The organism is Streptomyces sp. NPDC001373 (genome assembly GCF_042895815.1).
Lineage (GTDB): Bacteria > Actinomycetota > Actinomycetes > Streptomycetales > Streptomycetaceae > Streptomyces.
In genome coordinates this window covers 15,629-39,889 of the sequence record NZ_JBIAWQ010000017.1, presented here as the reverse complement: position 1 = coordinate 39,889, position 24,261 = coordinate 15,629, and the positions used below count along the sequence as shown (strand labels likewise).

Sequence of the window (24,261 nt, the reverse complement as noted above, 5' to 3'; positions counted from 1 at the left end):
CTGCGAAAGGACACGGCGAGGTCGCGTCCGGGCAGGCCGGGGCGGCCCCCCGGGGCGGCCCACCGGGACGTGGGGATGGGGAGGCGGACGCCTCAGTACTGCCGGAGCCCGGCCAGCTCGGCGTCGATGGCCCCGCGCATGAGCTCACGCGCGTGGTCGATCCGGATGCCGCCGCTGAGCCAGCGCATGCTCAGCCCCTCCAGCAGGGCGGTGAGGCGTTCGGCGGCCGCGGCGAGCGAGGAGGCGGTCGCCATCGGCTGGACCTGCCCCAGCAGCGCGGCGACCTCCTGGACCCAGACCAGGGTGGCCCGGGCGAGGTCCTCGCGCAGCACCTCGTCGAAGACGGCACTGGCCCGCAGCTCACCCCAGGCCGAGCTGTTCTCCCGCACCTCCACGGTGTCCTGGAGTTCCAGCAGGAGGGTCTCGTCCAGCTCCTCCCGGGGGGTGAGGGGAGGGGCGTCCGGGTCGCGGTCGGTGGTGTAGCGCTCGGCCCGGTCGTTGATGAACTCGAGGGTCTGGCGCAGGACGCCGGTGCGGTCCTTGAAGTGGTAGTAGATCAGGGCCGTGGACACACCGGCCTCGGCCGCGAGTTCCTCCACGCGCAGCCCGCGGACCCCGCGCCGGGCGATCACCCGGGCGGCCGCTTCGAGGATCTGAGTGCTGCGAGACGCCATGACCCGCACCTTACCGGGGTGTTCGGGTACGGACGCACCCGGGCCGTTCCCGGACCGGCGGACCTGCCGGGGCACGGTGGGCGTCAGGCGGCCGGCGGAACGGCCGGGTGCGACTGGGTGGCGCAGTGGATGCCGCCGCCACCGCTCGCGATGCCGTTGATGGAGATCTGGACCACCTGTCGGCCGGGGTAGGCGGCCTGGAGGACGGCATGGGCCACGCCGTCCGCGGAGGCGTCGCCGAACCGGGGGGCGATCACCGCGCCGTTCGGGGTGTAGTAGTTGGTGTAGCTGGACAGGAACTCGTCCCCCCGATCGATGATCTTGCTGCGGTCCGGGCCGGGCAGCTCGGTGATGGCCAGACTGCGGCCCTTGGCGTCGTTGGCGTCCTGCAGGACCCGCCTGGTCTCCTCGTAGACCGCGGTCCACCGGGCGTCCGCGCCGGGGCCGGGCCGGTCGAGGATGACCCTGCCCGGGGCCGTGAAGCGGGCGAGGCAGTCGATGTGGCAGTCGGTGATGTCCGCGCCCGCCAGGCCCGGGGCCCTCCCGGACCGCACGGGGCAGCCAGCCGTCGGTGAACTCCGGCCGCCGGCCGACGGCGGGGTGCGCGTGGACGTACGCGATCAGCTCGGCGGTGGTGGGCCGGTCCTGGGGCTGCTTGGCCAGACACCACGCCACCAGGTCGTACAGCTCGGCGGGGATCCGCGTGAGGTCGGGGTGCTCGTGGACCACGCGGTACAGGGCGGTGGACTCCGGTCCGGCCCCGAAGGGCGGCGTACCGCCGGCCACGAACGCGACGAGGGCGCCGAGGGCGAAGACGTCGGTGGCCGGGGTCACCCGGTGACCGAGGGCCTGCTCCGGCGCCATGAACGCGGCCGTGCCGATCCGCAGCCCGGTGCCGGTCAGCGCGGAGGAGTCCGCCGCGTGCGCGATGCCGAAGTCGATCACGCGGGGGCCGTCCCCCGCGAGGAGGACGTTGGCGGGCTTGAGGTCGCGGTGGACCACCCCGGCCCCGTGGATGGCCTGGAGGGCCTCCGCCATGCCCGCGACCAGCAGCACCGTCCGCACCGGCAGCGGACCGTGCCGGCGCACCACCTCGTGCAGAGAGGGGCCCGGGACGTAGGCGGTGGCCAGCCACGGGGTACGCTCGCCCACCCCGAAGTCGACCACCTGCGCCGTGAAGAGACCGTGGATCCGGCGGGCGCTGGCCACCTCCCGGGCGAACCGCTCGCGGAACTCCGGATCCGCCGCGAACTCGGCGCGTACGGCCTTCAGCGCGATCGGACGGCCGCCGGGCGTGTACGCGAGGTAGACCACCCCCATGCCGCCGGCGCCGAGCCGGGCGTGGAGGCGGTAGCCGCCGATCTCGCGGGGGTCGTCGGCGGACAGGCCCGCGAGGGCGGGATGGGCGCCGGGAAGCTGGTCGGACATGCGGTGCTCTTTCCACGATGCGGCAGGTCGAGTGGCCGGTTTTCATCGTCTCCTTAACTAAAGTTTCAGTCAACGTGGGACAATATGTGCCGCACATCGCCGGACGGGTTCACCCGGGAGGGACCACACCGTGACGGACCGCAGACGGGTCATCCTCGAAGGCGCCGCCCGCGTCATCGCACGCCGCGGCGTCCGTGGGCTGCGGGTGGCGGAGCTGGCGGCCGAGGCGGGGGTGTCCACCGCCCTGGTCTACTACCACTTCAGGGACCGGCCCGGCATCCTGCGCGAGGCCCTGGCCTTCATCGGGGACCGGGCCGACCGGTACACCGGGCCGGGGGACGAGGAGGCCGAGCGGCGCCCGGCCGACCCCCGCGAGCTGCTGGAGCGGACCCTGCTCCTGGAGTTCCAGGACGTGCCCGAGGTGCGGGAGAACAGCGCGGCCTGGGGGGAGCTGCGCGCCCACACGGTCTTCGCCCCGGAGCTGCGCGAGGAGCTCGCGGCGGCCGGCGCGGCCTGGACGGACGAGATCGCCGAGCTGGTCGCCGCCGTCCGCCCGGCGGCGCCCCCCGCCGCCGTCACGGGCGCCGCCCAGCGGCTGACCGCCCTGCTGGAGGGACTGAGCGTGCGCTGGCTGAGCGGCCTGCTCCCCCTGGCGCACGCCCGCCGGCTGATGCGCGAGGCGGTCCGCGTGGAGATCGACCGGCTGGGCTGACCGTCGGCGGGGCAGGCCCGGTGACCGGATCCCGGCCTGCGCGGCGGTTTGACTGAATTTTCAGTCAGTGTCACAGTGGCGATACGAGGCCCCTTCCGCTTCCTCCCGCCCTGGCCCTCGGCGGGACCGGGAGCGCCCGCTCGTCCCAGGAGCGCGTGCCCGTCCGCCGGGCCCGCCCTGGCCGGACGCACCTGGTCCGCCAGTCCACGATCGGAGTCTTCCCGTGTCGAACCCTCCCCCCACCCGCCGGACCGTGCTGCGCACCCTCGCCGGTGTCGGCGCCCTCGCCCTCGGCGCGGCGGCCTGCGGCCCCGTCGACGACGCCGCGGAGCCGCCCGGCAGCCCGGCCGGCACCCCCGAGCAGGCCGCCGCGAACGGTGCGAAGCGCCGGCTCGGCGCCGAGTGGGAGAGCCACGCCCGTACGTTCATGGCCTGGCCGGCCCTGGCAGCGGGCGTATGGGACAAGGACCTGCCCTACGTGCGCGAGGACATCGCGCGGATCGCACGGGCCGTCGGGAAGTACGAGCCGGTGGTCATGATGGCCCGGCCCGACCAGGCGGACGCGGCCCAGCGGGCCTGCGGCTCCCAGGTCGAGGTCATCCCGCTGGCCGTGGACGACCTGTGGGCCCGCGACATCGTCCCCGTCTTCGTCGAGGAGGCCGGCAAGGCCGTCGGCGTCGACTTCAACTTCAACGGCTGGGGCAACAAGCAGCAGCACGGGAACGACGCCCAGGTCGGCCGGACCCTGCTGCGGACGTACGGGATCCCCCGGGTCCAGGCCCCGCTGGTCGCGGAGGGCGGGTCCTTCGAGACCGACGGCGAGGGCACCCTCCTGGTGACCGAGAGCTCGATCGTCAACGACAACCGCAACCGCGGGAAGTCCCGGGACACGGTCGAGGCCGAACTGAAGAAGACCCTGGGTGTCGAGAAGGTCGTCTGGCTGGCCGGCGTGCGCGGCCAGGACATCACCGACGCCCACGTGGACAGCCTCGTCCGCTTCACGGCGCCCGGGGTGGTCCTGCTGGACCGCGCCCACCCGAACACCCCGCCGGACTCCTGGTCCCGCTCGGCCGACCAGGCGAAGTCCGTCCTGTCGAAGGCCACGGACGCCCGCGGCCGGCGCTTCCGGATCATCGACCTGCCGCAGCCGGACCTGGACCGGATCACGGGCCGGGGCGACGACTTCGTCTCGACCTACGCCAACTTCTACGTGGCCAACGACGCCGTCTTCCTGCCCCGGTTCGGCGACCGGCAGGCCGACGACCGCGCCCGCGGCACCCTCCGGGAGCACTTCCCGAAGCGGGACGTCGTCCAGGTGGAGATCGACACGATCGCCTCGGGCGGCGGCGGCATCCACTGCTCCACCCACGACCAGCCCGGAAAGCCGGCCGCCTGACCCGGCACCGGCCTGACCCGGCACCCCGGCCGGGCTCGGGGGACGGTGCCCCGGGCCCGGCCTGGGGCACGCCGTTACGGCGCCATCTCGTACGCCCCCGACAGCGCCTCGACGCGCTGCCAGACACGGGCCGCGCGGGCCTCGTCGACGACCGGGCGGCGCACCGCGCCGAGCGCCCAGGCCTGCTGCGCCTCCGTGGCGGAGTCCTTGCCGTGCAGTTCGACGGCGTGGCCGGAGAAGTCGCGGACGAGGACGGAGAACAGCTCGTCGAGGACGTCCCCGTCCAGGTCCGTCAGGCGGGCCTGCTCCAGGATCAGCTGGCCGTGCACCACCAGGGCGAAGAGCTGGCCCACGGAGAGCAGGAAGTCCAGGTCGCGGCTCTGCGCCTCGTCGGGGGCCAGGGTGGCGACGAACGTGCAGAGGGCGTCGGCCTGCTCGCGGAAGCGGGCGACGTTCGGCACGCCGGCGTACGCGTCGAAGGCGGGCCGCCAGTCGTGGAAGCGCACGGAGCCCAGACCGCGGGCCGGACCCTGCCGGAAGAGGAAGTCGTCGTCGGCCGCGTCGAGGCGGGTCGGCACGGCCGGGTACTCCACCGGCTCCAGCAGGTGGTTGCGCATGAACTTGAGGATCAGCGCGAGGTTGACGTGGACGGTGCCCTCGAGCTTCGGCAGGCCGCGGATCTCGACGGCCGCGTTGGCGAAGTAGGTGTCCTTCTCGAAGCCCTTCGCGGCGATGACGTCCCACATGAGGTCGATGACCTTCTCGCCCTCTGTGGTCACCTTCATCTTCGTCATCGGGTTGAAGAGGAGGTAGCGGCGGTCCTCGGGACCGGCGGAGCGGAAGTAGTCGACGGCGCGGTCGCTGAACAGCTTCATGCCGACGAGGCGGACGTACGCGTCGGCCAGCTCACGGCGCACGTGCGGGAAGGCGGTGACCGGGCGGCCGTAGAGGACGCGGTTGTGCGCGTGGGTGACGGCCTCGTACATCGCGTGCTCGCAGATGCCGATGGAGGCGGTGCAGAGGTTGAACTTGCCGACGTTGACGGTGTTGAGGGCGGCGTCGAAGGCGGCGCGGCCGGTGTGCAGGACGTCATCGGCGGTGACGGGGTAGTCCTGGAGCCGGAACTCGCTGACGTACTTGGACGAGTGCACGACGTTCTGCTCGAGGTGGTACGCCGGGTGGCGGCTGTCGGCGGCGAAGAAGACGTACCCGTCCGGGCCCTCGACGTCGGTGCGGCGGCCGAAGACGGAGACGAGTCCGGCCGCGTTGCCGTTGCCGATGTAGTACTTGGAGCCGCTCGCCAGGAAGCCGCCGTCGCCGTCGGGCTCCAGGAGCATGTCGGTGGAGTAGATGTCGGCGCCGTGCGTCCGCTCGGACAGGCCGAAGGCGAACACCTCGCCCTCGGTGAGCAGTTCGGCGGCGCGGGCGCGGGCGGCGGCGTTGTCGCTCTGCCAGACCGGTCCGAGGCCGAGGATGGTCACCTGCCAGGCGTACCAGTAGTCGAGGCCGTAGAAGCCGAGGATCTCGTTGAGGGCGGCGATGCGGGCGGTGTCCCAGCGCCGGTCCTGGCGGCCCGCGGCGGCGGCCGGGGTGAGGAAGGTGGCGAACAGGCCCTCCTTGGCGGCGAACGCGAGGAAGTCCGCGAGCCAGGCACGGGTGCGGTAGTCCTCCAGCAGCCGGCGCTTGCCGCGCTCCTCGAACCAGTCGACGGTGGCGCGCAGCAGCCGGCGGGTCTCGGGGTCGAAGTGCGCGGGGTCGTAGGTGCGCGGGTTGAAGAGGAGGGGGTCGGCCATGAGGGGTCGCCTTCCGGGGAGGGTGGGTGGGGTGCGGTCAGGCGGACGGCAAAGGCGTCGCGCCCAGGCGGTGCAGGGTGGCGAGGACGTCGTCCAGCCAGGCGACGGTCATCCGCTCGTACGCGATGCCGCCGCGGAGCACGACGTGCTGGAGCTCCCGCCCGGCGTCGAGCGGGTCGGGTGCGCCGGGGCCGGTGAAGTCGCGCCGCTCCCCCGCGAGGTAGTGCGCGAGGCGCTCGCTGTGGGCGCGGTGGTGCCGTTCGACCTCGCGGATCAGGGCGGCGGGGTCGTCGAAGGCCGCGCCGCGGATCTTCACGGCGAGCTCGTGGCGCATGCTCTCGGGTTCGATCGGCTCGTGCAGCCACCGGGAGAGCACGGCGCGGCCGGGGGCGGCGACGGAGTACTCCTTCTTGTCCGGCCGCCCCTGCTGGGGCACCTCCCTGACGGAGAGCAGGCCATCGCCCGCCATGCGTCCCAGGACGCGGTAGATCTGCTGGTGCGTGGCGGTCCAGAAGTAGCCGATGGACCGGTCGAACCGCCGGGCCAGTTCGTAGCCGGAGCCCGGCATCTCCAGGAGGGAGACGAGGATCGCGTGGTCAAGCGCCATGCCCCGATCTTTCTATGCAACGAGTTGCATAGACAAGAGGCGCCACCCGGGTGAGACACGGCTCACCCGGTCCGCCTGCACGGCACCCGACAAACCCGTTTGCCCGCCCCCGCGAGCGGTGGATAGCGTCGTCGATCATGACTCCGACCCTGCGCACCGAGCGCCTGCACCTCGCCCCCTACGTCCCGGAGGACGAAGCGGACTTCGTGGCCCTGTTCCAGGACGTCCGCGTCTCACGGTGGATGGGTGACGGCCCCGCCTCCGAGGAGGAGGACCGGGCCCTGTTCGGCCGGATCTTCACGAAGGTCTACGCCCGGGAGCTGTTCGACGTCTGGGCCGTCCGCAGGGACGGCGAGCTGGTCGGGCACGCCGAGATCAAGCACACCGACACGGCCGGGGGCCACGAGATCGTCTACGCGCTGGCCCCCGCGGTCTGGGGGTGCGGCCTGGGCACCGAGCTGGCGCGGGCCGTGGTGGCCCACGGCTTCGGCACCCTCGGGCTGGAGGAGGTGCACGCCACGGTGGCCGCCGAGAACGGCGCCTCCCTGTTCCTGCTGGAGCGGATGGGCTTCGCGCACGTCCGGGACCTCATCGAGGACGACGGCAGCACCACCCGGGTGCTGACCCTGCGCCGGGCCTGAGCGACGGGACACGGCAGGATCCTACGGCCCGGTGGCGGGCCCGGGGCCGCCCCGTGGCCGGATCGCAGCGGTCCTCCGGGGTGCGCGCGGTGCTGGGCCCCCGGCCGTTCGGGGCGGCGGGTACGGTTCCGGCATGGACGTTTCAGCAATCAGTTCGAACGACGACGGCCCGACGACGGCGGGGGCGGTCAAGGAGACCGCCCGCCGGCAGCTGGTGGAACTGGGGGCCGCGGGGCTGTCCCTGGAGGGCGTGGCACGGGCGGCCGGGTTCGGGCTCCCCGAGGTCGAGGCCGTCTTCCCCCACCGGGACGACCTGTTGACCGCGCTGGTCATCGACGCCTACGACGCCTCGGGCGCCGCGATGGAGCGGGCCGACGCGGCCGGCGGCACGGCGGGGGCGAGGCTGCTCGCCGTCACGCGCGCGCTGCGGCAGTGGTCCTTCGCCAACCCCGGCGAGTTCACGCTGATCTACGGTTCGCCGGTGCCGGGCTATCACGCCCCGCAGGACACCGTCCCTGCCGCCGCGCGGACTCCCGCCGTGCTCGCCGGAATCATCCGGGCGGCCCTGGAGGCGGGTGAACTGACCCCGCCGCGGCGCGCGGTGCCCGGTCCGCCGCTGCTGCTTCCGGCCGCCGTCGAGGCCTTCGGCGGCGTTCCGCAGCCTCCGTTCTCGGACATCATCGAGCGCGGCATCGTGCTGTGGAGCAACCTCATCGGACTCCTGGTCTTCCAGGTCTTCAGCCGCACCCACGACAGCGTCAAGGACGAGGCCGCGTACTTCGACTACGCCATCGCCGTGGCGGCCGAGAGCATCGGGCTCGACGTGCCGCTGGGCGAACCCACCGACTGACCCCGGCCGCCGCCCCCGCGGCCCCCTGCAGGAAACCAGGCCTTGAACACCATCAGAACCCTCTGCTTCGTCATCGCGGCACTCTCCTCGTACGCCGCGCTCATCTACCGGCTGTGCCAGGCGCGGCGCAGCCGGCACGACAGCGCCTACTGGACGCTGATCGCCACGCTGGTCCTCCAGTGCCTCACCTTCACCATGGGCGCCATCGCCATGGGCGGCCCGCGCTTCCTGGGCGTCGGCAACCTGGCCATCCTCCTCATGCACCTCTCGGCGGTGGCCTACTGCGTCGCCGCGGAGATCATCCTGCTGCGGTGGGCGGCCCCCGAGGAGGAGGCCCGGCGCAAGACCCGGTGGTGGGTGATCACCGGGAGCGCGCTGAACGTGGCCCTGGTGGCGCTCTTCCTCCTCGCCGACGGGACCTCCCGGCCGTCCTCGGACTTCGACACGGGCAGCGGGCAGCCGCTGGTCCTCGTCTACCTCCTGGCCTTCATGGCCTCCCAGGCGCTGCCGTGCGTGACCATCTTCCGCCAGTGCGGTGCGTACGCGCGGATGACGGACAACGAGTCGCTGCGGCAGGCGCTGCGGGTGCTGCGGGTGGCGGCCGTGGTGCTGTTCCTGTACTGCTCGTGCCGGACGGTCAACATCCTGACGGCCGCGGCCGGGGTGGACATCGGCGTCTGGAAGCTGGCCTCGAACCTCTTCAGCGCGGCGGGCATCGTCATCCTGTCGCTCGGGCTGACCAACTCCTCGTGGGGCCCGGCGGCTTCCCGGCTGCTGGCGTGGGGGCGCAGCTACCGCTCCTACCGGGCGCTGTACCCGCTCTGGAGGGACCTGTACGAGTCCTCCCCGGACATCGCCCTGGAGCCGCCGGGCGCCTCGGTCTCGGACCTGGACTACCGGCTGCACCGCCGGGTGGTCGAGATCCGCGACGGATGGCGGGACCTGCGCCCGTACATCGACCGCACGACCGTGGGCGGTTCGGACGGGGTGTCGGGGCGTGAGGAGAGCGAGGAGTCGCGGCAGGCCTTCACGGAGGCGGCGCGGATCAAGCAGGCCCTGACGGCCAAGCAGGCCGGGACCATGCCGCACGACAGCAAGGACGCGGGCGACTTCGACGACCGCGACACGGACAACTTCACGGCCGAGGTCGCCTGGCTCACCAAAGTCGCGGCCGCCTACAGTAAGCTCGGCACCGCGAGTTGAAGCTCCCGCCCGGTTCGTATCCCCCGTCGAACCGGGCGGGCCTCCCCCGTTCCCCCCCGCGTGCGACGTCGGGCCGTACGGGAGGTTCATGCCCGGACTGGCCCGGCCCATCCCCCGAGGGCCGGGCCAGTCCGTTTTCCACTGCCTGCCCCGTCGGACTTCCCCCGTGACGAGTTAGCTGGCAGCTATCGGCGAGACCCAACGTTGGCGGAGTCCAGGCCAATTGTCAACTGACCGCTATTCTGTGAAACTGGCGTATAGCCAAGGGCTATACCGAGGAGGTGACGGGAGGAAGATTCACCATGACCGAGAGCGACGACCGGCCCCTGCTCGCCAGGCGCCTCGACGACCTGTTCAAGACGGTCCGCCCCAAGGGCAAGCACTGGACCAACGCCGAGGTGGCGGAGGAACTGAAGCGGGCCAACCCCGAGCTCAAGGCCGGGGGCGTGTACCTCTCGCAACTGCGGACGGGCAAGCGCTCCAACCCGTCACCCGACCTCCTGGCGGCCCTGGCCAAGTTCTTCGGCGTCTCGGTCGCCTACTTCTTCGACGACAAGGTCGCCGAGTCCGTACTCAGCCAGGTCGCCGCCATCGAGGCGCTGCGGCAGTCCGGGGTCCGGGCCGTGGCGATGCGCGCGGCCGGGATGAAGAAGGAGAACCTCGCGGCCATCACGGCCATCATGGACCAGTACCGGCAGATGCAGGGCCTCCCGCCGGTCACCGACGGACCCGGCCCCTCCGAGCCCGTATGAGGGGCGCCTGGAAGGAGCGGGCCGCCGATCACGACCGCCGCAGCCGGCTCAAGAAGCTCCGCAAGGCCGGCGCCCGGCGGCTCGCCGAACTCGGCCTCCCCGAGGTGTCCGACGTCGCCGAACTCTGCCGCCACCTCGGCGAGGCGCGCGACCGGCCGATCCTCCTCGTCCCGATGCAGATGCCCTCCTCGCACCCGTGCGGCATGTGGGTCGCCGCCCGCGACGAGGACCTGATCTTCTACGACGCCAACACCACCAGCGCGCATCAGGAGCACATCATCTTGCACGAGCTGGGCCACATCATCTGCTGCCACCGCGGGGCCGGCGGACTGGACGAGGCGGCCGCCCGCCTCCTCTTCCCCGACCTCGACCCCGACCTCGTGCGCGACATGCTCCTGCGCGCGACCTACGACGACGTGCAGGAGCAGGAGGCGGAGATCATCGCCTACCTGCTCGCCCAGCGGATGGAGGGCGCCGAACAGCGGCATCCGGCGCCCCCGGACGCGGAGGCGGGCGGAGACGGCGACCCGGAGAAGAGCGCCATGCTCAGCCGGATCGAACGCACCCTCTTCTGACGTGGACCGCTCATGGCGCGGCGGCGGACGCCACCTCCTCGGCCAGGACCGCCACGGCCCTGCGCACGTCCTCCTCGCGGTGCTCGCCGGTCACGAAGAACCGCAGGCGCGACAGCCCCTCCTCCACGGCGGGGTGGAAGATCGGGTCGGCGATGACCCCCCGGGCGTAGAGGCCGTCCGCGACGCGCAGGGTCCGGGCCGAGTCCCCGAGGATGCACGGCACGATGGGCGTGTGGGCGCTGGAGCCGGTCGCCAGGCCGGCGGAGGCGGCCAGGCGCAGGAAGAGCTCGGAGTTGCGCCGCAGCGCGCCCACCCGGTGCGGCTCGGCCTCGATCAGCTCGGTGGCGGCCAGCGCGGCCGCCGCGTTGGGCGGGGTCAGGCCGACGCTGTAGACGAAGCCGGGGAGGGTGTGGCGCAGCCAGCGCACCATCCGGGCCGAGCCGCCAAGGTAGCCGCCGCAACTGGCGAAGGCCTTGGAGAGGGTGCCCATCCACAGGTCCACGTCGCGGCGGTCCACCCCGAAGAACTCGCCGACGCCCCGGCCCCGTTCGCCGACCGTGCCGATGCTGTGCGCCTCGTCCACCATCAGCAGGGCGCCGTAACGTTTCTTCAGCTCGATCACGGCGGGCAGGTCGACGAGGTCGCCGTCCATGCTGTAAGCGCCTTCGACGGCGATGAGCACACGGCGGAACCGGGTCCGGTTGAGCCGCAGCAGGTGCTCCAGCTGCTCCGTGTCGTTGTGGGCGAACGGGCGGCGCGCGGCCCCGGAGAGGGCGCAGCCCTGGAGGATGCTGTCGTGGGCGAGCGCGTCGTGCAGGACGAGGTCCCCCGCGCCGACGAGGTGCCCGATCGCGGTGACGTTGGTGGCGTGGCCGCTGACCAGGGTCAGGCAGTCCCCGACCCCGAGGAACTCGGTGAGGGCCCGTTCGAGGCGGACGGTGAGGTCCCGTTCACCGGACAGGACCCGGCTCGCGGAGACGGAGGTCCCGTACCGCTCGACCGCCCGGTGGACGGCCTCGTTGACGGCGGGGTGCCCGGACAGGCCCAGGTAGTTGTAGCTGCCGAAGGAGAGGTACGGGCGGCCGCCGATCACCGTGGTGTCGCGGATGGTGCCCTCGTGGACCCGGAAGTACGGGAAGTCCGCCCCGGTGTCGGCGATGGATCCCAGGAGCTGTTCGAGCCTGCCCACCTCCGGAAAGTCGTCGACGTGCGCCGTCTCGGCGCTCCACCGCACGGCGTCCGACGGGGGCCCGGCGGGGGCGGGTGCCGCCGGGACGCCCTCCGGCCCGGTCCGGTCCGGGTCGACGAGGGTGATCAGGCGGCCGACGGTGAGGTCCCGGGAGAACATCTCCTCGGTTTTGAACCCCGGTACCCGGAGGGCGAGGCGCGTGTCCAGCTCGTGCAGCATCAGGGAGTCGAAGCCGAGGTCGGCGACCAGGGTCTGGCCCTCGTGCAGGTCGGACAGCGGGTAGACGCCGGTCCGCGACACCTCTTCGAGGACGACCGTCGCGGCGGTAGCCCCGTCGAACCGCGCCTCCCGGGGCGGCGGGACGGGCGCGGGCACCGCCGGTGCGGGCTCCGGGTCGGCGGTCGCGCGCGCGGACTCGTCCACGATCCAGTGGCGGCGCGGGGCGAGCGGGCTCGGCGGCAGCGTGCACGGGGGTGTCCGCCGGGCGGCGGGGACGACCGCCTCCCCGGAGGTGGCGACAGCTCGGCCCGCCTCCACGGCCTCGGCCGCCTCGGTCAGCCGGGCGACGGCCTCGTCGGTGTCCGCAGCCTGCACGGTGAGGCGTTCGCCGAGCGGGGCGCGGCGGGCCAGGGTGTCGGCGACGGCGGCCAGCGGCGGCCGCTCCTCGGCGAGGGTACGGGCCAGGTCCCGGGCGTACCGGGCCAGGCCGGCCCGGTCGCGGGCACCCAGGGCCAGGACGTGCGGGCCCGCGGACGGCGCCGGGCGGGCCGGCGCCGCGGTGTGCTCCTCCACGATCAGGTGCACGCCCGTGCCTCCGAAGCCGAACGCGCTGACGCCGGCCCGGCGCGGCCGGCCGTCCCGCGGCCAGGGGACGGGCTCCGTCGGCACGGTCAGCCGCGCGGCGTCCAGCAGGGCGCGGTCGGCGAGCCCGAATCCCGGCTGCGGGGGGATCACGCCCCGCTGGACGGCCAGGACGGACTTGATGAGCCCGGCCAGACCCGCGGAGTTCAGCGAGTGCCCGACCACGGCCTTGACCGCCCCGAGGTGGGCGGGGGCGGCCGCCTCTCCGCGCAGCTCGCGCAGGACGGCGAGCTCCACGGGGTCGCCGACGGTGGTACCGGTGCCGTGCGCCTCCAGGTAGCCGACCTCGCCGGGGGCCAGGCCCGCGTCGCGGTAGGCGCGGCGCAGGGCGCGCAGCTGTCCGGCGGCCTGCGGGTGCATACCGCCCTGGACGGTCCCGTCGTTGGCGCTGCCCACGCCGCGGATCACCGCGTACACCCGGTCGCCGGCCGCCTGCGCGTCGGCCAGGGTCCTGAGCACCAGCACCCCGGCGCCCTCGCCGAGGACGAAGCCGTCGGCGTCCGCGCCGAAGGGCAGGCAGCGGCCGCTGCGCGAGAGGGCGCCGATCCGGCACAGCCCCACGAGCAGGTCGGGGGTGATGACCAGCTGGGCGCCGCCCGCGAGGGCGATGCGAGTGCGGCCGGAGCGCAGCGCGTGGACGGCGTTGGCCACGGCCATGAGCCCGCCGGAGCAGGCGGAGTCCAGGGCGTAGCTCTCGCCATGCAGGTCGAGGACCGAACTGATCGTGTTCGGGCCCATGTTGAGCAGGATCCCGGCCACGGAGGTGCCCTGCATCCCGTCGACGGCCCGGACCGTCTCCCGCCAGGCGGGGTCGCCCGGGCGGGCGCCGAACTCCCCGCCGGCCAGCTGGCGCATGCGGATCTGCAGGGTGGTCAGGCCGCGGTAGCCGCTGTCGGTGAGGGCCGTGATCACCGAGGTCTCCTCGCGGTCGAAGCCGTCGGCTTCCCATCCGGCGTCCTGGATCGCCTCGCGGGCGAGGTCGATCAGCAGCCGGTGCTGGGGGTCCATCGCCTTCGCCCGGCGCGGCGGGATGCCGTAGTGGGCCGCGTCGAAGCGGTCCACGTCGGGCAGGAGCGCCATGGTGTCCGTGTAGGCGGCCGAGGTGTCGCGGAAGTCGTCGCTGAGGAAGGCGCCGGCGCGCCACCGCGTGTCGGGGACGCGGCCGAACTGTGCCCGCGGGTCCATCAGGAGCCGCCAGTACTCGTTCAGGTTCCGCGCCCCCGGGAACCGGCACGCCATCCCGACCACGGCTATGTCGTCCCGGCCCGGTTCCCGGCCCTGCCCCGCTCCCCTGGGGTCCACTGTGGAATTCATCCCTCTCACTGGAACCGTCACCCGGTGGTGGCCAGGCGTTCGCGCCACCAGTCCACCGTGGCCTTGACCTGCTGGTCCAGGGGGGTGGCGCGGGCGGCGAACGCGGTCTCGTAGGCGCTGGAGTCGACCGTGAACGGACGGTCGAACTGGTAGCGGATCTCTTTCAGTTCGCGCAGCAGCGGGGAGAACAGCCCGCCCAGGCCCAGCACCAGGGGCGGGACGCGGCGTACCGTCACCGGCCCCGTGCCCGCCTGCGCGGCGAGCCGGTCGACCATCTCCCGGACGGACAGGGCCGGTTCGGTCGGGACGTGCCAGGCGCGGCCCCAGGCCCGCTCGTCGCCCGCGACCTCCGCGAGGGCGCGGGCCACGTCGGGGAGGTAGGTCCAGCTGTGCGGGGCGTCCGGATCGCCGAGCGTGGAGACGGGTTTGCCGCGCAGCAGCTGCGGCAGGACCCGCGCCGCAAGGTGGCCGCCGTCGGTGACGCCGGGTCCGAAGAAGTCGGAGGCGCGTACCTCGACCGCTCTGATCCGGCCCTGCTCGTGCAGGGTCCGCGCCTGCTCCCAGACGGCGGCGCGGACCCGTCCCTTGGGGCCGGTCGCCGCGAGGGGCAGGTCCTCGGTCAGGGGGCCGTCCACGGGCCCGTACCCGTAGAGGTTGCCGAGCATGACCAGCACCGCCCCGGTCGCCTCGGCCGCCGTGCAGAGCGAGGACGCCAGCGCCGGCCACTCCCCCGCCCAGCGGTGGTAGGGCGGAGCGGCGCAGGCGTAGAGCGCGGCCGCGCCCCGCACCGCCTCGGTCAGCCGTCCGCCGTCCCTGGCGTCCAGCGCGATGTGCTCGATCCCGCGCTCCGGACCGCGGCCCGAGGTGGTGACGACCTTCACCGTGTGGCCCTGCTCGACGAGCAGGCGGGCGGTGGCGGCGCCGGCGGGTCCGAAACCTATGACGACATGAGAGTTCACGCGTGCACACTAGCGCGGGCCCGCGGTCGGGTCGCGCCGGTGCCCCCCGCGGCGACGGCCGAAACCCCCACCCCTGACCGGAGCTCCCGCGGCAGTGGTCCCACACGTCCGCGGATCGCCCGGTGCGGTGCGATTGGCCGGAATCCTGCGGCCGCCCGGCCCGCCCCTCCCCCGGTCCGGACCGGTCACGAACGGAGAAGCGGCGGTGTCGGGCCCTCGCGTAGCGTGGAGCGGGCCGGGGCGCCGAGGGACGCCGCCGCGGCCGCGCCGACGAGGGAGAGACGATGAGCAGGGGCACGACGAACGACCGGCCGCCCGCACCGCACGCCGCCGACAGCCACGGCGTGATCCGGGTGCACGGCGCGCGCGAGAACAACCTCAGGGACGTCAGCGTCGAGATCCCCAAGCGGCGGCTGACGGTGTTCACCGGTGTCTCCGGCTCGGGCAAGAGCTCCCTCGTGTTCGACACGGTCGCCGCGGAGTCGCAGCGGCTGATCAACGAGACGTACAGCGCCTTCGTCCAGGGCTTCATGCCGGCGGCGGCCCGTCCCGACGTGGACGTGCTGGACGGGCTGACGACGGTGATCGCCGTCGACCAGCAGCGGATGGGCGGCGACCCCCGCTCCACGGTCGGCACCGCCACCGACGCCAACGCGATGCTGCGCATCCTCTTCAGCAGGCTCGGCGACCCGCACATCGGCTCCCCCAAGGCGTACTCCTTCAACGTGGCTTCGGTCAGCGGGGCGGGCGCGGTCACCCTGCAGCGGGGCGGGCAGACCGTGAAGGAGCGGCGCGCGTTCAGCGTCACCGGCGGCATGTGCCCGCACTGCGAGGGCCGGGGCACGGTCAACGACCTGGACCCCGCCCAGCTCTTCGACGAATCCAAGTCCCTGAACGACGGGGCGCTGACCGTCCCCGGCTACAAGCCGGGCGGCTGGAACCACCGGCTCTACAGCGAGTCGGGTCTCTTCGACCCGGACGCGCCGATCAGCTCGTTCACGCGGCAGCAGCGGCAGGACTTCCTGCACCACGAGCCGGTCAGGATGAAGATCGCGGGCATCAACATGACCTACGAGGGGCTGGTCCCCCGGATCCGCAAGTCGATGCTGGCCAAGGACAAGGAGGCGATGCAGCCGCACATCCGGGAGTTCGTGGAGCGGGCGGTCACCTTCACCACCTGCCCCGAGTGCGCCGGGACCCGGCTCAGCGCGGGCGCCCGGTCCTCGAAGATCGACGGGGTCAACATCGCCGACGCCTGCGCGATGCAGATCAGCGACCTGGCCGCCTGGGTGGGCGGTCTCGACGAGCCCTCGGTGGCTCCGCTGCTCGCGAGCCTGCGGCACACCCTCGACTCGTTCGTGGAGATCGGACTGGGCTACCTCTCGCTCGACCGGGCGGCGGGCACGCTGTCGGGCGGCGAGGCGCAGCGCGTCAGGATGATCCGCCACCTCGGCTCGGCGCTCACCGACGTCACGTACGTCTTCGACGAGCCCACCACGGGCCTGCACCCGCACGACATCGAGCGCATGAACGGCCTGCTGCTGCGGCTGCGCGACAAGGGCAACACGGTGCTGGTCGTGGAGCACAAGCCGGAGGTGATCGCGATCGCCGACCATGTCGTCGACCTCGGGCCCGGCGCCGGGGCGGCGGGCGGCACGGTCTGCTTCGAGGGCGGGGTGGAGGGGCTGCGGGCCAGCGGCACCGTCACCGGCCGGCACTTCGACGACCGGGCCCGCCTCAAGGAGTCGACCCGCGAGCCGACCGGCGTCCTGGAGATCCGCGGGGCGTCGGCGCACAACCTGCGCGGGGTCGACGTGGACGTCCCGCTCGGGGTGCTCACCGTGGTCACCGGCGTGGCCGGCTCGGGCAAGAGCTCGCTGATCCACGGCTCGGTCCCGGCCTCGGCGGGGGTGGTGTCGGTGGACCAGGCGCCGATCCGCGGTTCGCGGCGCAGCAACCCGGCGACGTACACGGGGCTGCTGGAGCCGATCCGCAAGGCGTTCGCCAAGGCCAACGGGGTGAAGCCGGCGCTCTTCAGCGCCAACTCCGAGGGCGCGTGCCCCACCTGCAACGGCGCCGGGGTGGTCTACACCGACCTGGCGATGATGGCCGGGGTCGCCACCACCTGCGAGGACTGCGAGGGGAAGCGGTTCGACGCGTCGGTGCTGGAGTACCGGCTCGGCGGCCGCGACATCAGCGAGGTGCTGGAGATGCCGGTGGCGCAGGCCGAGGCGTTCTTCGGCTCCGGCGAGGCGCGCACGCCGGCCGCGCACCACATCCTGGAGCGGCTGGTGGACGTCGGACTCGGCTACCTGACCCTCGGCCAGCCGCTGACCACCCTGTCCGGCGGTGAGCGGCAGCGGCTGAAGCTGGCCACGCACATGGGCGAGAAGGGCGGGATCTACGTCCTGGACGAGCCGACCGCCGGCCTGCACCTGGCCGATGTGGAGCACCTGCTGGGGCTGCTGGACCGGCTCGTGGACTCCGGCAAGTCGGTGATCGTGATCGAGCACCACCAGGCGGTCATGGCGCACGCCGACCGGATCATCGACCTCGGGCCGGGGGCCGGCCACGACGGCGGCAGGATCGTCTTCGAGGGCACCCCGGCCGAGCTGGTGGCCGCCCGGTCCACCCTCACGGGCGAGCACCTGGCGGCGTACGTCGGCGCCTGACCGGCGCGGTCGCGGGGCGGCCCGGCAGGGGCCGCCCCGGCGCTTCTAACGCCAGTCGTCCCACGGCGGATCCATCTCGTCCAGGTCGAACGGCGGTTCCTCCTCGAACGGGGGCTCCTCGTGGGACGGGGACGGCTCGCCCTGCCGGGGCACGGCGGCCCGGGGCGTGGCGGCAGGGGTGGCGGTGGCGGGTGCCGGGGCTGCCGCCGTGGCGGCGGATCCGTCGGCCCGGGAGGACCCGGCCAGGGCCTCCAGGACCCCCTCGGCGTACTTGGCGAGCTTGGCCTCGCCGACGCCGCCGATCCCGCCCAGCTCCTCGACGGTGCCCGGCAGGACCGTGGCGATCTCCCTCAGCGTGGCGTCGTGGAACACCACGTACGCCGGTACGCCCTGCTCGCGGGCCGTGGCGGCCCGCCAGGCGCGCAGGGCCTCGAAGACCGGGACGGCCGCGGCCGGCAGGTCGACGGGGACGCGGGCGGCCTTCCCGGAGCGGGCCCCGGACTCCTTGCGGGAGGAGGCCGGCGCCTTCTTCTCCTTGCGCATCTCGACGGTGCGGCGCCCGCCCAGGACGTCACCGCTCGCGTCGGTGAGGACGAGCGTGCCGTAGTCGCCCTCGACGGCCAGCAGCCGCAGCGCCAGCAGCTGGCGCACGACCCCGCGCCACTCCGCGGTGCCCAGGTCCGCGCCGACGCCGAACACCGAGAGCGCGTCGTGGTCGAACTGGATGACCTTGGCGGTCTTCTTGCCCTGGAGGATGTCGATGACCTGGCCGGCGCCGAACTTCTGGCGGCGCTCCTTGGCCAGCCGCCACACGGTGGACAGCAGCTTCTGCGCGGCGACCGTCCCGTCCCAGGACTCGGCCGGCGTCAGGCAGGTGTCGCAGTTGCCGCAGGGGTCGCCCTGCTGGCCGAAGTATTCCAGCAGCCGGACCCTGCGGCAGTCGACCGTCTCGCACAGCGCGAGCATCGCGTCCAGGTGCATGCCCAGGGAGCGGCGGCGGGCGTCGTCGCCCTCGGAGCCGTCGATGAGCTTGCGCTGCTGGACGACGTCCTGGAGGCCGTAGGCGAGCCAGGCCGTGGCGGGCTCGCCGTCGCGGCCGGCGCGGCCGGTCTCCTGGTAGTAGCCCTCGACGGACTTGGGCAGGTCGAGATGGGCGACGAAGCGCACGTCGGGCTTGTCGATGCCCATACCGAAGGCGATGGTGGCGACCACCACGACGCCGTCCTCGCGCAGGAAGCGGGCCTGGTTCGCGGCGCGCGCCCGGGCGTCCATGCCGGCGTGGTAGGGGACCGCGTCGATGCCCTGTTCCACCAGGAAGGCGGCGGTCTTCTCCACGGAGGACCGGGAGAGGCAGTAGACGACGCCGGCGTCCCCGTCGTGCTCGCTGCGGATCAGGTCCAGCAGCTGGCGGCTGGGGTTGTCCTTGGGGACGATGCGGTATTGGATGTTCGGCCGGTCGAAGCTGGCCACGAAGTGCCGGGCGTCCTGGAGGCCGAGGCGCGCGGCGATCTCGGTGTGGGTGGCCTCGGTCGCCGTCGCGGTGAGGGCGATCCGCGGGACCTTCGGCCAGCGCTCGTGCAGCATCGACAGCGCGAGGTAGTCGGGCCGGAAGTCGTGGCCCCACTGGGCGACGCAGTGCGCCTCGTCGATGGCGAACAGGGAGACCCTGCCCCGGTCGAGCAGGCGCTGGGTCCCCTCGGTGCGCAGCCGCTCGGGGGCCAGGTAGAGCAGGTCCAGCTCGTCGGCGAGGAAGGCCTGCTCGACGGCCTGGCGCTCGTGGGGGTCCTGCGTGGAGTTGAGGAACCCGGCCCGGACCCCGAGGGCGGTGAGCGCGTCCACCTGGTCCTGCATCAGCGCGATCAGCGGGGAGATCACGATGCCGGTGCCCTCCCTGACGAGCGCCGGGATCTGGTAGCAGAGCGACTTGCCGCCGCCGGTGGGCATCAGGACGAGGGCGTCGCCGCCGCCGATCAGCTGCTCGATGATCTCCTGCTGCTCACCGCGGAAGGAGCTGTAGCCGAATACGCGGTGGAGCACCCGCAATGCGTCGGAGACGTCGTCTGAGATCTCGGGGGAAACGTCCGGAAGGGCCATCCGAGAAGCCTAGCGGCACCCTGGGACACTCCCGTCCCTGTCCGCCGGGCCTGTGGACAACCGATATGACTACTCACCGTGACGGGTGAGCGGTCAGGGCGGCCCGCCCGTACCGCCGCCGGACGTGCCCGGAATGCGGCGGGGTGAATGCGCCGCCGCGGATGAACCCATTTCCCGTGGCCGAAAAGCGAACTCCGCGCGCGACGGAAAAGGAATCAGGCACAGGACGGACAAAGGCCCCGGTAGGTGACGTCGGCCCTGGACACCGTGAAACCCATCCGTTCCGATGCCGGGAGGCCGGCCAGCGGGTCGCCGGCCGGGCGGACGTCGCGGATGGTCCCGCACCCGGAGCAGACCAGGTGCTGGTGCGGCGTGCGGGCGTTGGGGTCGTAGCGCTTGGCGCGGCCGTCCGTGGACACCTCCGCCACCTCGCCGAGGGCGACCAGCTCCCCCAGGGCGTTGTAGACGGTGGCCCGTGAGATCTCCGGTAGCCGCCGCACCGCGAGGGCGTGGACCTCGTCGGCCGTCAGGTGCACGTGGTCCCCGTCCAGGACCTCCGCGACGACGCGGCGCTGGGCGGTCATCCGCCAGCCGCGGGTTCGAAGTCGTTCCAGCAGGTCACTCATATGGTCACCCATTCCCGGGGAAGCGCTGTTTGGCGTGCTTCTTGACTTGGAATCCGTCCATCGTAGGATCAGTTCTGCCGATAGCCAAGGGACAGGAAAACACTCCAGCGATTTCCGAGCACCGCGTCACCCCCCGGTGCGGAAGGATTCCCATGTCTGAGAAGCAAGCCGAAGGTTGCCCGGTCGCCCACGGCCGTGCCCCGCACCCCACCCAGGGCGGCGGGAACCGCCAGTGGTGGCCGGACTCACTCAACCTGAAGATCCTCGCGAAGAACCCCGCCGTGGCGAACCCGCTGGGCGAGGACTTCGACTACGCGAAGGCGTTCGAAACCCTCGACCTGCCCGCGGTGAAGCAGGACATCGCGGAGGTCCTGACGACCTCACAGGACTGGTGGCCGGCCGACTTCGGCCACTACGGGCCGTTCATGATCCGCATGGCCTGGCACAGCGCGGGCACCTACCGGATCAGTGACGGCCGCGGCGGCGCCGGGGCCGGCCAGCAGCGTTTCGCGCCCCTCAACAGCTGGCCGGACAACGGCAACCTCGACAAGGCCCGCCGCCTGCTGTGGCCGGTGAAGAAGAAGTACGGCCGCAGCCTCTCCTGGGCCGACCTGATGATCCTCGCCGGCAACGTCGCCCTGGAGACGATGGGCTTCAAGACCTTCGGCTTCGGCGGCGGCCGCGCGGACGTCTGGGAGCCCGACGAGGACGTGTACTGGGGCCCCGAGACCACCTGGCTCGACGACCGGCGCTACACCGGCGACCGCGAGCTGGAGAACCCGCTCGGCGCGGTCCAGATGGGCCTGATCTACGTCAACCCGGAGGGCCCCAACGGCAACCCGGACCCGATCGCCGCCGCCCGCGACATCCGCGAGACGTTCCACCGGATGGCGATGAACGACGAGGAGACGGTCGCCCTGATCGCGGGCGGCCACACCTTCGGCAAGACCCACGGCGCGGGCCCGGCCGAGAGCGTCGGCGAGGCCCCCGAGGGCGCCCCGATGGCGGCGCAGGGCCTGGGCTGGGCGAACGCGTACGGCACGGGCAAGGGCGGGGACGCGATCACCAGCGGCCTGGAGGGCATCTGGACCAACACCCCGACCACCTGGGACAACAGCTTCTTCGACATCCTCTTCGGCTACGAGTGGGAGCTCTTCGAGAGCCCCGCCGGCGCCCACCAGTGGCGGCCGAAGGAGGGCGCCGGCGCGGGCACCGTCCCGGACGCCCACGACCCCTCGAAGCGCCACGCCCCGACGATGCTGACGACGGACCTGTCGCTGCGCTTCGACCCGGTCTACGAGCCGATCTCGCGGCGCTTCCAGGCCGACCCCGACGCGTTCGCGGACGCGTTCGCCCGAGCCTGGTACAAGCTGACCCACCGCGACATGGGCCCTGTCGTCCGCTACCTGGGCCCGGAGGTCCCGGCCGAGCAGCTGCTGTGGCAGGACCCGCTGCCGGCCCGGACGTACGAGCCCGTCGGCGCCGCTGAGGTCGCCGACCTCAAGGCCCGCGTGCTCGCGTCGGACCTGTCGGTGTCCGACCTGGTGTCCGCCGCGTGGGCGGCCGCCTCCTCCTTCCGCGGCAGCGACAAGCGCGGCGGCGCCAACGGCGGACGGATACGCCTCCAGCCGCAGAGCGGCTGGGAGGCCAACGACCCCGACCGCCTGGCGACCGTGTTGAGCACCCTGGAAGGGATCCGGCGGTCCTTCAACGAGAGCCGCTCGGACGGCAGGCAGGTCTCGCTGGCCGACCTGGTGGTGCTCGCGGGCGGCGCCGCCGTCGAGCGGGCGGCCGGGCGGGCGGGCTTCGAGATCGAGGTGCCCTTCACCCCGGGCCGGGTGGACGCCTCGCAGGAGCAGACGGACGTGGAGTCCTTCGCCGCGCTGGAGCCGACGGCCGACGGCTTCCGCAACTACCTCGGCAAGGGCAACCGGCTGCCGGCCGAGTACCTGCTGCTCGACAAGGCCAACCTGCTGACCCTGAGCGCGCCCGAGATGACCGTCCTCGTCGGCGGCCTGCGCGTGCTGGGCGCCAACCACGGGCAGTCGTCGCTGGGCGTCTTCACCGACACCCCCGGTGCGCTGACCAACGACTTCTTCGTCAACCTGCTCGACCTGGGCACGACGTGGAAGGCGGTGTCCGAGGACGAGACCCTCTTCGAGGGCCGTGACGCCGCGACGGGCGCGGTCCGGTGGACGGGCAGCCGGGCGGACCTGGTCTTCGGGTCCAACTCCGAGCTGCGGGCCCTGGCGGAGGTCTACGCGAGCGACGACGCGAAGGAGGCGTTCGTGAAGGACTTCGTCGCGGCCTGGGCCAAGGTCATGGACCTGGACCGGTTCGACCTCGTCTGACGCCCTCCGGTACGACGCGTCCGGGCCGGCCCCTCCAGGGGGCCGGCCCGGACCCGTTCCGGGGGCCGGCCCGGACCCGTTCCGGGGGCCGGCCCCGGGCGGCCGGGGCACGCCGCGTCAGGCGCGGACCAGGCGGGCGATGGCCCGGGAGGCCTCCTCGACCCTGCCCCGGGCCTGGTCGCCGCCCTCGGCGATGGCGTCGGCGACGCAGGAGTGCAGGTGGTCCTCCATCATGGTCAGCCCGAAGGACTGCAGGGCCTTGGTGGCGGCGCTGACCTGGGTGAGCACGTCGATGCAGTACGTCCCCTCCTCGACCATGCGCTGGAGGCCGCGCACCTGGCCTTCGATGCGGCGCAGCCGCTTGAGGACGTCGTCCTTGTGGGAGGTGTATCCGGGCACGGCGATCGCTTCCCTTCATCGGGCTCTGTACCCCTGGGGGGTATGTCGGCAACGAGGAACGGCCGCGGGATGTTCCGCCGGGCGATCAGTGGGAGTGACCGCCCTGCTCCTCCCCGGCCGGCTGTGCGGGCTGCGGGGCGGCGGCCGGGGCCGCCTCGCCGCCGCCCGCCCGGACGGTGAAGGCCGCGGTGCGGACCTTGCCCTGGTGCTGGAAGTCCAGGAAGAGCCGGTAGGTGCCGGCGCTCGGGGCGGTGGCCGTGAAGGAGACGTCCGGGCCGGGCCCGCCCTCGTTGGGGTGGACGTGGAGGTACGCGAGGTCGCCGTCGCGCAGGGCGACGAGGTGCCCGTACGCCCCGAGGTAGGGCTCCAGGTCGGTGACGGGCCTGCCGTCCTTGCTGACGGTGAGCTTCAGCTCGCCGGGCCTTCCGGGGTCCAGCGTCCCGCCGAGCGCCACCTGGTAGCCGTCCACCTCCGCGGTGGGCGCGACCGGGGGCATCGGGTGGGGCGCGTACGTCCCGGGGACGGTGAGGTCCGCGCCCAGGGTGACGTTCTTCGCGTCCCCGGCCGACGGGGCGAAGTCGGCGAAGGCCTTGTAGGCGCCCGCGTCGGGCAGGTCCACCGGGGTCGACCAGGTCCCGTCCTCCGCGCGCACCGGGTGGAGGTGGCGGAAGACCGTCAGGTCGCGTGAGGCGACGATGAAGTGCAGCTCCTTGCCGTGCTCGGTCTTGTAGCCGGTGACCTTGCGCCCGGCCGCGTCCTTCACCGAGAACCTGAGCTCACCCTGGCCCGGGGCCACCTGCGGGGTGTCCAGGCTCAGCGTGTAGCCGCCGTCGGAGACCTGGAGGCCGCCGGCCGCCGGACCCTGGGCCGCGGCCTGGTCGTGGCCGCCGTGCCCGCCCCCGGCCCCGGGCGCCTTCGCCTGGGTCGCGTGGCCCGCGTGTTCCGTCTTCGCCGGCGCGCCCACGGGGCCGACACCCGCCCCGACCCCGTAGGCGGCGCCGAAGGCCGCCGCGAGTGCGGCGGCGAAGGCGGTGATCTTCACTCCGGTGTTCATGCCTGGTCTCCCGTACGACGTAGGTGCCGCGTACAGCGGTTCAATGGATCTCCACCATACCCCCAGGGGGTATCAAGTCAAGCGCGGGAAACTCTTGCGGACGGATACCAC

General features: G+C 73.1%; 19 protein-coding genes and 1 pseudogene. 9 read left to right on the top strand and 11 right to left on the bottom strand.

The window, feature by feature from the left end; translation table 11 throughout:
* Positions 1-92: 92 nt before the first annotated feature.
* The 3 genes and pseudogenes from ACFY15_RS29095 to ACFY15_RS29085 all read right to left on the bottom strand — a co-directional run.
* A complete protein-coding gene (locus ACFY15_RS29095) occupies positions 93-674 on the bottom strand; it encodes a TetR/AcrR family transcriptional regulator (protein WP_042810795.1) in 582 nt (193 codons plus the stop codon).
* Between the two features lie 83 nt (positions 675-757).
* Positions 758-1,228 carry an agmatine deiminase family protein gene (locus ACFY15_RS29090; RefSeq protein ID WP_390826380.1) on the bottom strand — a complete coding sequence of 157 codons (471 nt, stop codon included), beginning with the start codon at positions 1,226-1,228 and terminating at the stop codon, positions 758-760.
* A gap of 124 nt (positions 1,229-1,352) precedes the next feature.
* Positions 1,353-1,994, bottom strand: a pseudogene (locus ACFY15_RS29085) (serine/threonine-protein kinase); the annotation flags it as partial.
* 238 nt (positions 1,995-2,232) lie between these two features.
* Between ACFY15_RS29085 and ACFY15_RS29080 the strand changes: the two are divergent.
* Positions 2,233-2,814: a TetR/AcrR family transcriptional regulator gene (locus tag ACFY15_RS29080; protein WP_390826351.1), complete on the top strand. Its 582-nt coding sequence runs from the start codon at positions 2,233-2,235 to the stop codon at positions 2,812-2,814.
* Between the two features lie 223 nt (positions 2,815-3,037).
* On the top strand, positions 3,038-4,210 hold the full coding sequence (locus ACFY15_RS29075; RefSeq protein WP_390826350.1) for an agmatine deiminase family protein: 1,173 nt from the start codon (positions 3,038-3,040) through the stop codon (positions 4,208-4,210).
* 74 nt (positions 4,211-4,284) lie between these two features.
* On the opposite strand, the gene ACFY15_RS29070 is transcribed toward ACFY15_RS29075, so the two are convergent.
* Positions 4,285-6,003: an acyl-CoA dehydrogenase family protein gene (locus tag ACFY15_RS29070; RefSeq protein WP_390691445.1), complete on the bottom strand. Its 1,719-nt coding sequence runs from the start codon at positions 6,001-6,003 to the stop codon at positions 4,285-4,287.
* A 37-nt stretch (positions 6,004-6,040) separates the two neighbouring features.
* On the bottom strand, positions 6,041-6,610 hold the full coding sequence (locus ACFY15_RS29065; RefSeq protein WP_390826349.1) for a PadR family transcriptional regulator: 570 nt from the start codon (positions 6,608-6,610) through the stop codon (positions 6,041-6,043).
* Between the two features lie 137 nt (positions 6,611-6,747).
* On the opposite strand from ACFY15_RS29065, the gene ACFY15_RS29060 reads away from it, so the two are divergent.
* The 5 genes from ACFY15_RS29060 (at position 6,748) to ACFY15_RS29040 (ending at position 10,631) form a co-directional block, all read left to right on the top strand.
* Entirely contained in the window at positions 6,748-7,251 is a 504-nt protein-coding gene (locus ACFY15_RS29060; RefSeq protein ID WP_390691443.1) for a GNAT family N-acetyltransferase, read from the top strand.
* A gap of 133 nt (positions 7,252-7,384) precedes the next feature.
* Positions 7,385-8,101, top strand: coding sequence for a TetR/AcrR family transcriptional regulator (locus ACFY15_RS29055; RefSeq protein WP_390826348.1), 717 nt, complete (start codon positions 7,385-7,387; stop codon positions 8,099-8,101).
* A gap of 42 nt (positions 8,102-8,143) precedes the next feature.
* Positions 8,144-9,304, top strand: a complete 1,161-nt coding sequence (locus ACFY15_RS29050; protein ID WP_390826347.1) for an MAB_1171c family putative transporter — start codon at positions 8,144-8,146, stop codon at positions 9,302-9,304.
* Between the two features lie 302 nt (positions 9,305-9,606).
* Positions 9,607-10,056: an XRE family transcriptional regulator gene (locus ACFY15_RS29045; RefSeq protein WP_390826346.1), complete on the top strand. Its 450-nt coding sequence runs from the start codon at positions 9,607-9,609 to the stop codon at positions 10,054-10,056.
* Positions 10,053-10,631: a toxin gene (locus ACFY15_RS29040; protein ID WP_390691439.1), complete on the top strand. Its 579-nt coding sequence runs from the start codon at positions 10,053-10,055 to the stop codon at positions 10,629-10,631. The genes ACFY15_RS29045 and ACFY15_RS29040 overlap by 4 nt, the downstream gene beginning before the upstream one ends.
* A 10-nt stretch (positions 10,632-10,641) precedes the next feature.
* Here the strand turns inward: ACFY15_RS29040 and ACFY15_RS29035 are convergent, their stop codons facing one another.
* Complete coding sequence (locus tag ACFY15_RS29035; RefSeq protein WP_390826345.1) at positions 10,642-13,995, bottom strand: aminotransferase class I/II-fold pyridoxal phosphate-dependent enzyme; 3,354 nt, start codon at positions 13,993-13,995, stop codon at positions 10,642-10,644.
* 17 nt (positions 13,996-14,012) lie between these two features.
* On the bottom strand, positions 14,013-14,954 hold the full coding sequence (locus ACFY15_RS29030) for an NAD-dependent epimerase/dehydratase family protein (RefSeq protein ID WP_390691437.1): 942 nt from the start codon (positions 14,952-14,954) through the stop codon (positions 14,013-14,015).
* 284 nt (positions 14,955-15,238) lie between these two features.
* On the opposite strand from ACFY15_RS29030, the gene ACFY15_RS29025 reads away from it, so the two are divergent.
* Complete coding sequence (locus ACFY15_RS29025; protein WP_390691436.1) at positions 15,239-17,626, top strand: ATP-binding cassette domain-containing protein; 2,388 nt, start codon at positions 15,239-15,241, stop codon at positions 17,624-17,626.
* Between the two features lie 45 nt (positions 17,627-17,671).
* Here the strand turns inward: ACFY15_RS29025 and recQ are convergent, their stop codons facing one another.
* Both recQ and ACFY15_RS29015 read right to left on the bottom strand, forming a co-directional pair.
* Positions 17,672-19,720, bottom strand: a complete 2,049-nt coding sequence (recQ, locus tag ACFY15_RS29020) for a DNA helicase RecQ (protein WP_390691435.1) — start codon at positions 19,718-19,720, stop codon at positions 17,672-17,674.
* Between the two features lie 215 nt (positions 19,721-19,935).
* Complete coding sequence (locus ACFY15_RS29015; protein ID WP_390691434.1) at positions 19,936-20,346, bottom strand: Fur family transcriptional regulator; 411 nt, start codon at positions 20,344-20,346, stop codon at positions 19,936-19,938.
* Between the two features lie 152 nt (positions 20,347-20,498).
* Here ACFY15_RS29015 and katG point away from each other — a divergent pair, with 152 nt between their 5' ends.
* Positions 20,499-22,697: a catalase/peroxidase HPI gene (gene katG, locus ACFY15_RS29010; protein WP_390691433.1), complete on the top strand. Its 2,199-nt coding sequence runs from the start codon at positions 20,499-20,501 to the stop codon at positions 22,695-22,697.
* Positions 22,698-22,814: 117 nt separating this feature from the next.
* Here the strand turns inward: katG and ACFY15_RS29005 are convergent, their stop codons facing one another.
* Both ACFY15_RS29005 and ACFY15_RS29000 read right to left on the bottom strand, forming a co-directional pair.
* A complete protein-coding gene (locus tag ACFY15_RS29005) occupies positions 22,815-23,096 on the bottom strand; it encodes a metal-sensitive transcriptional regulator (protein WP_042816407.1) in 282 nt (93 codons plus the stop codon).
* 85 nt (positions 23,097-23,181) lie between these two features.
* Positions 23,182-24,150, bottom strand: coding sequence for a hypothetical protein (locus ACFY15_RS29000; RefSeq protein WP_390691432.1), 969 nt, complete (start codon positions 24,148-24,150; stop codon positions 23,182-23,184).
* Between the last annotated feature and the right edge of the window lie 111 nt (positions 24,151-24,261).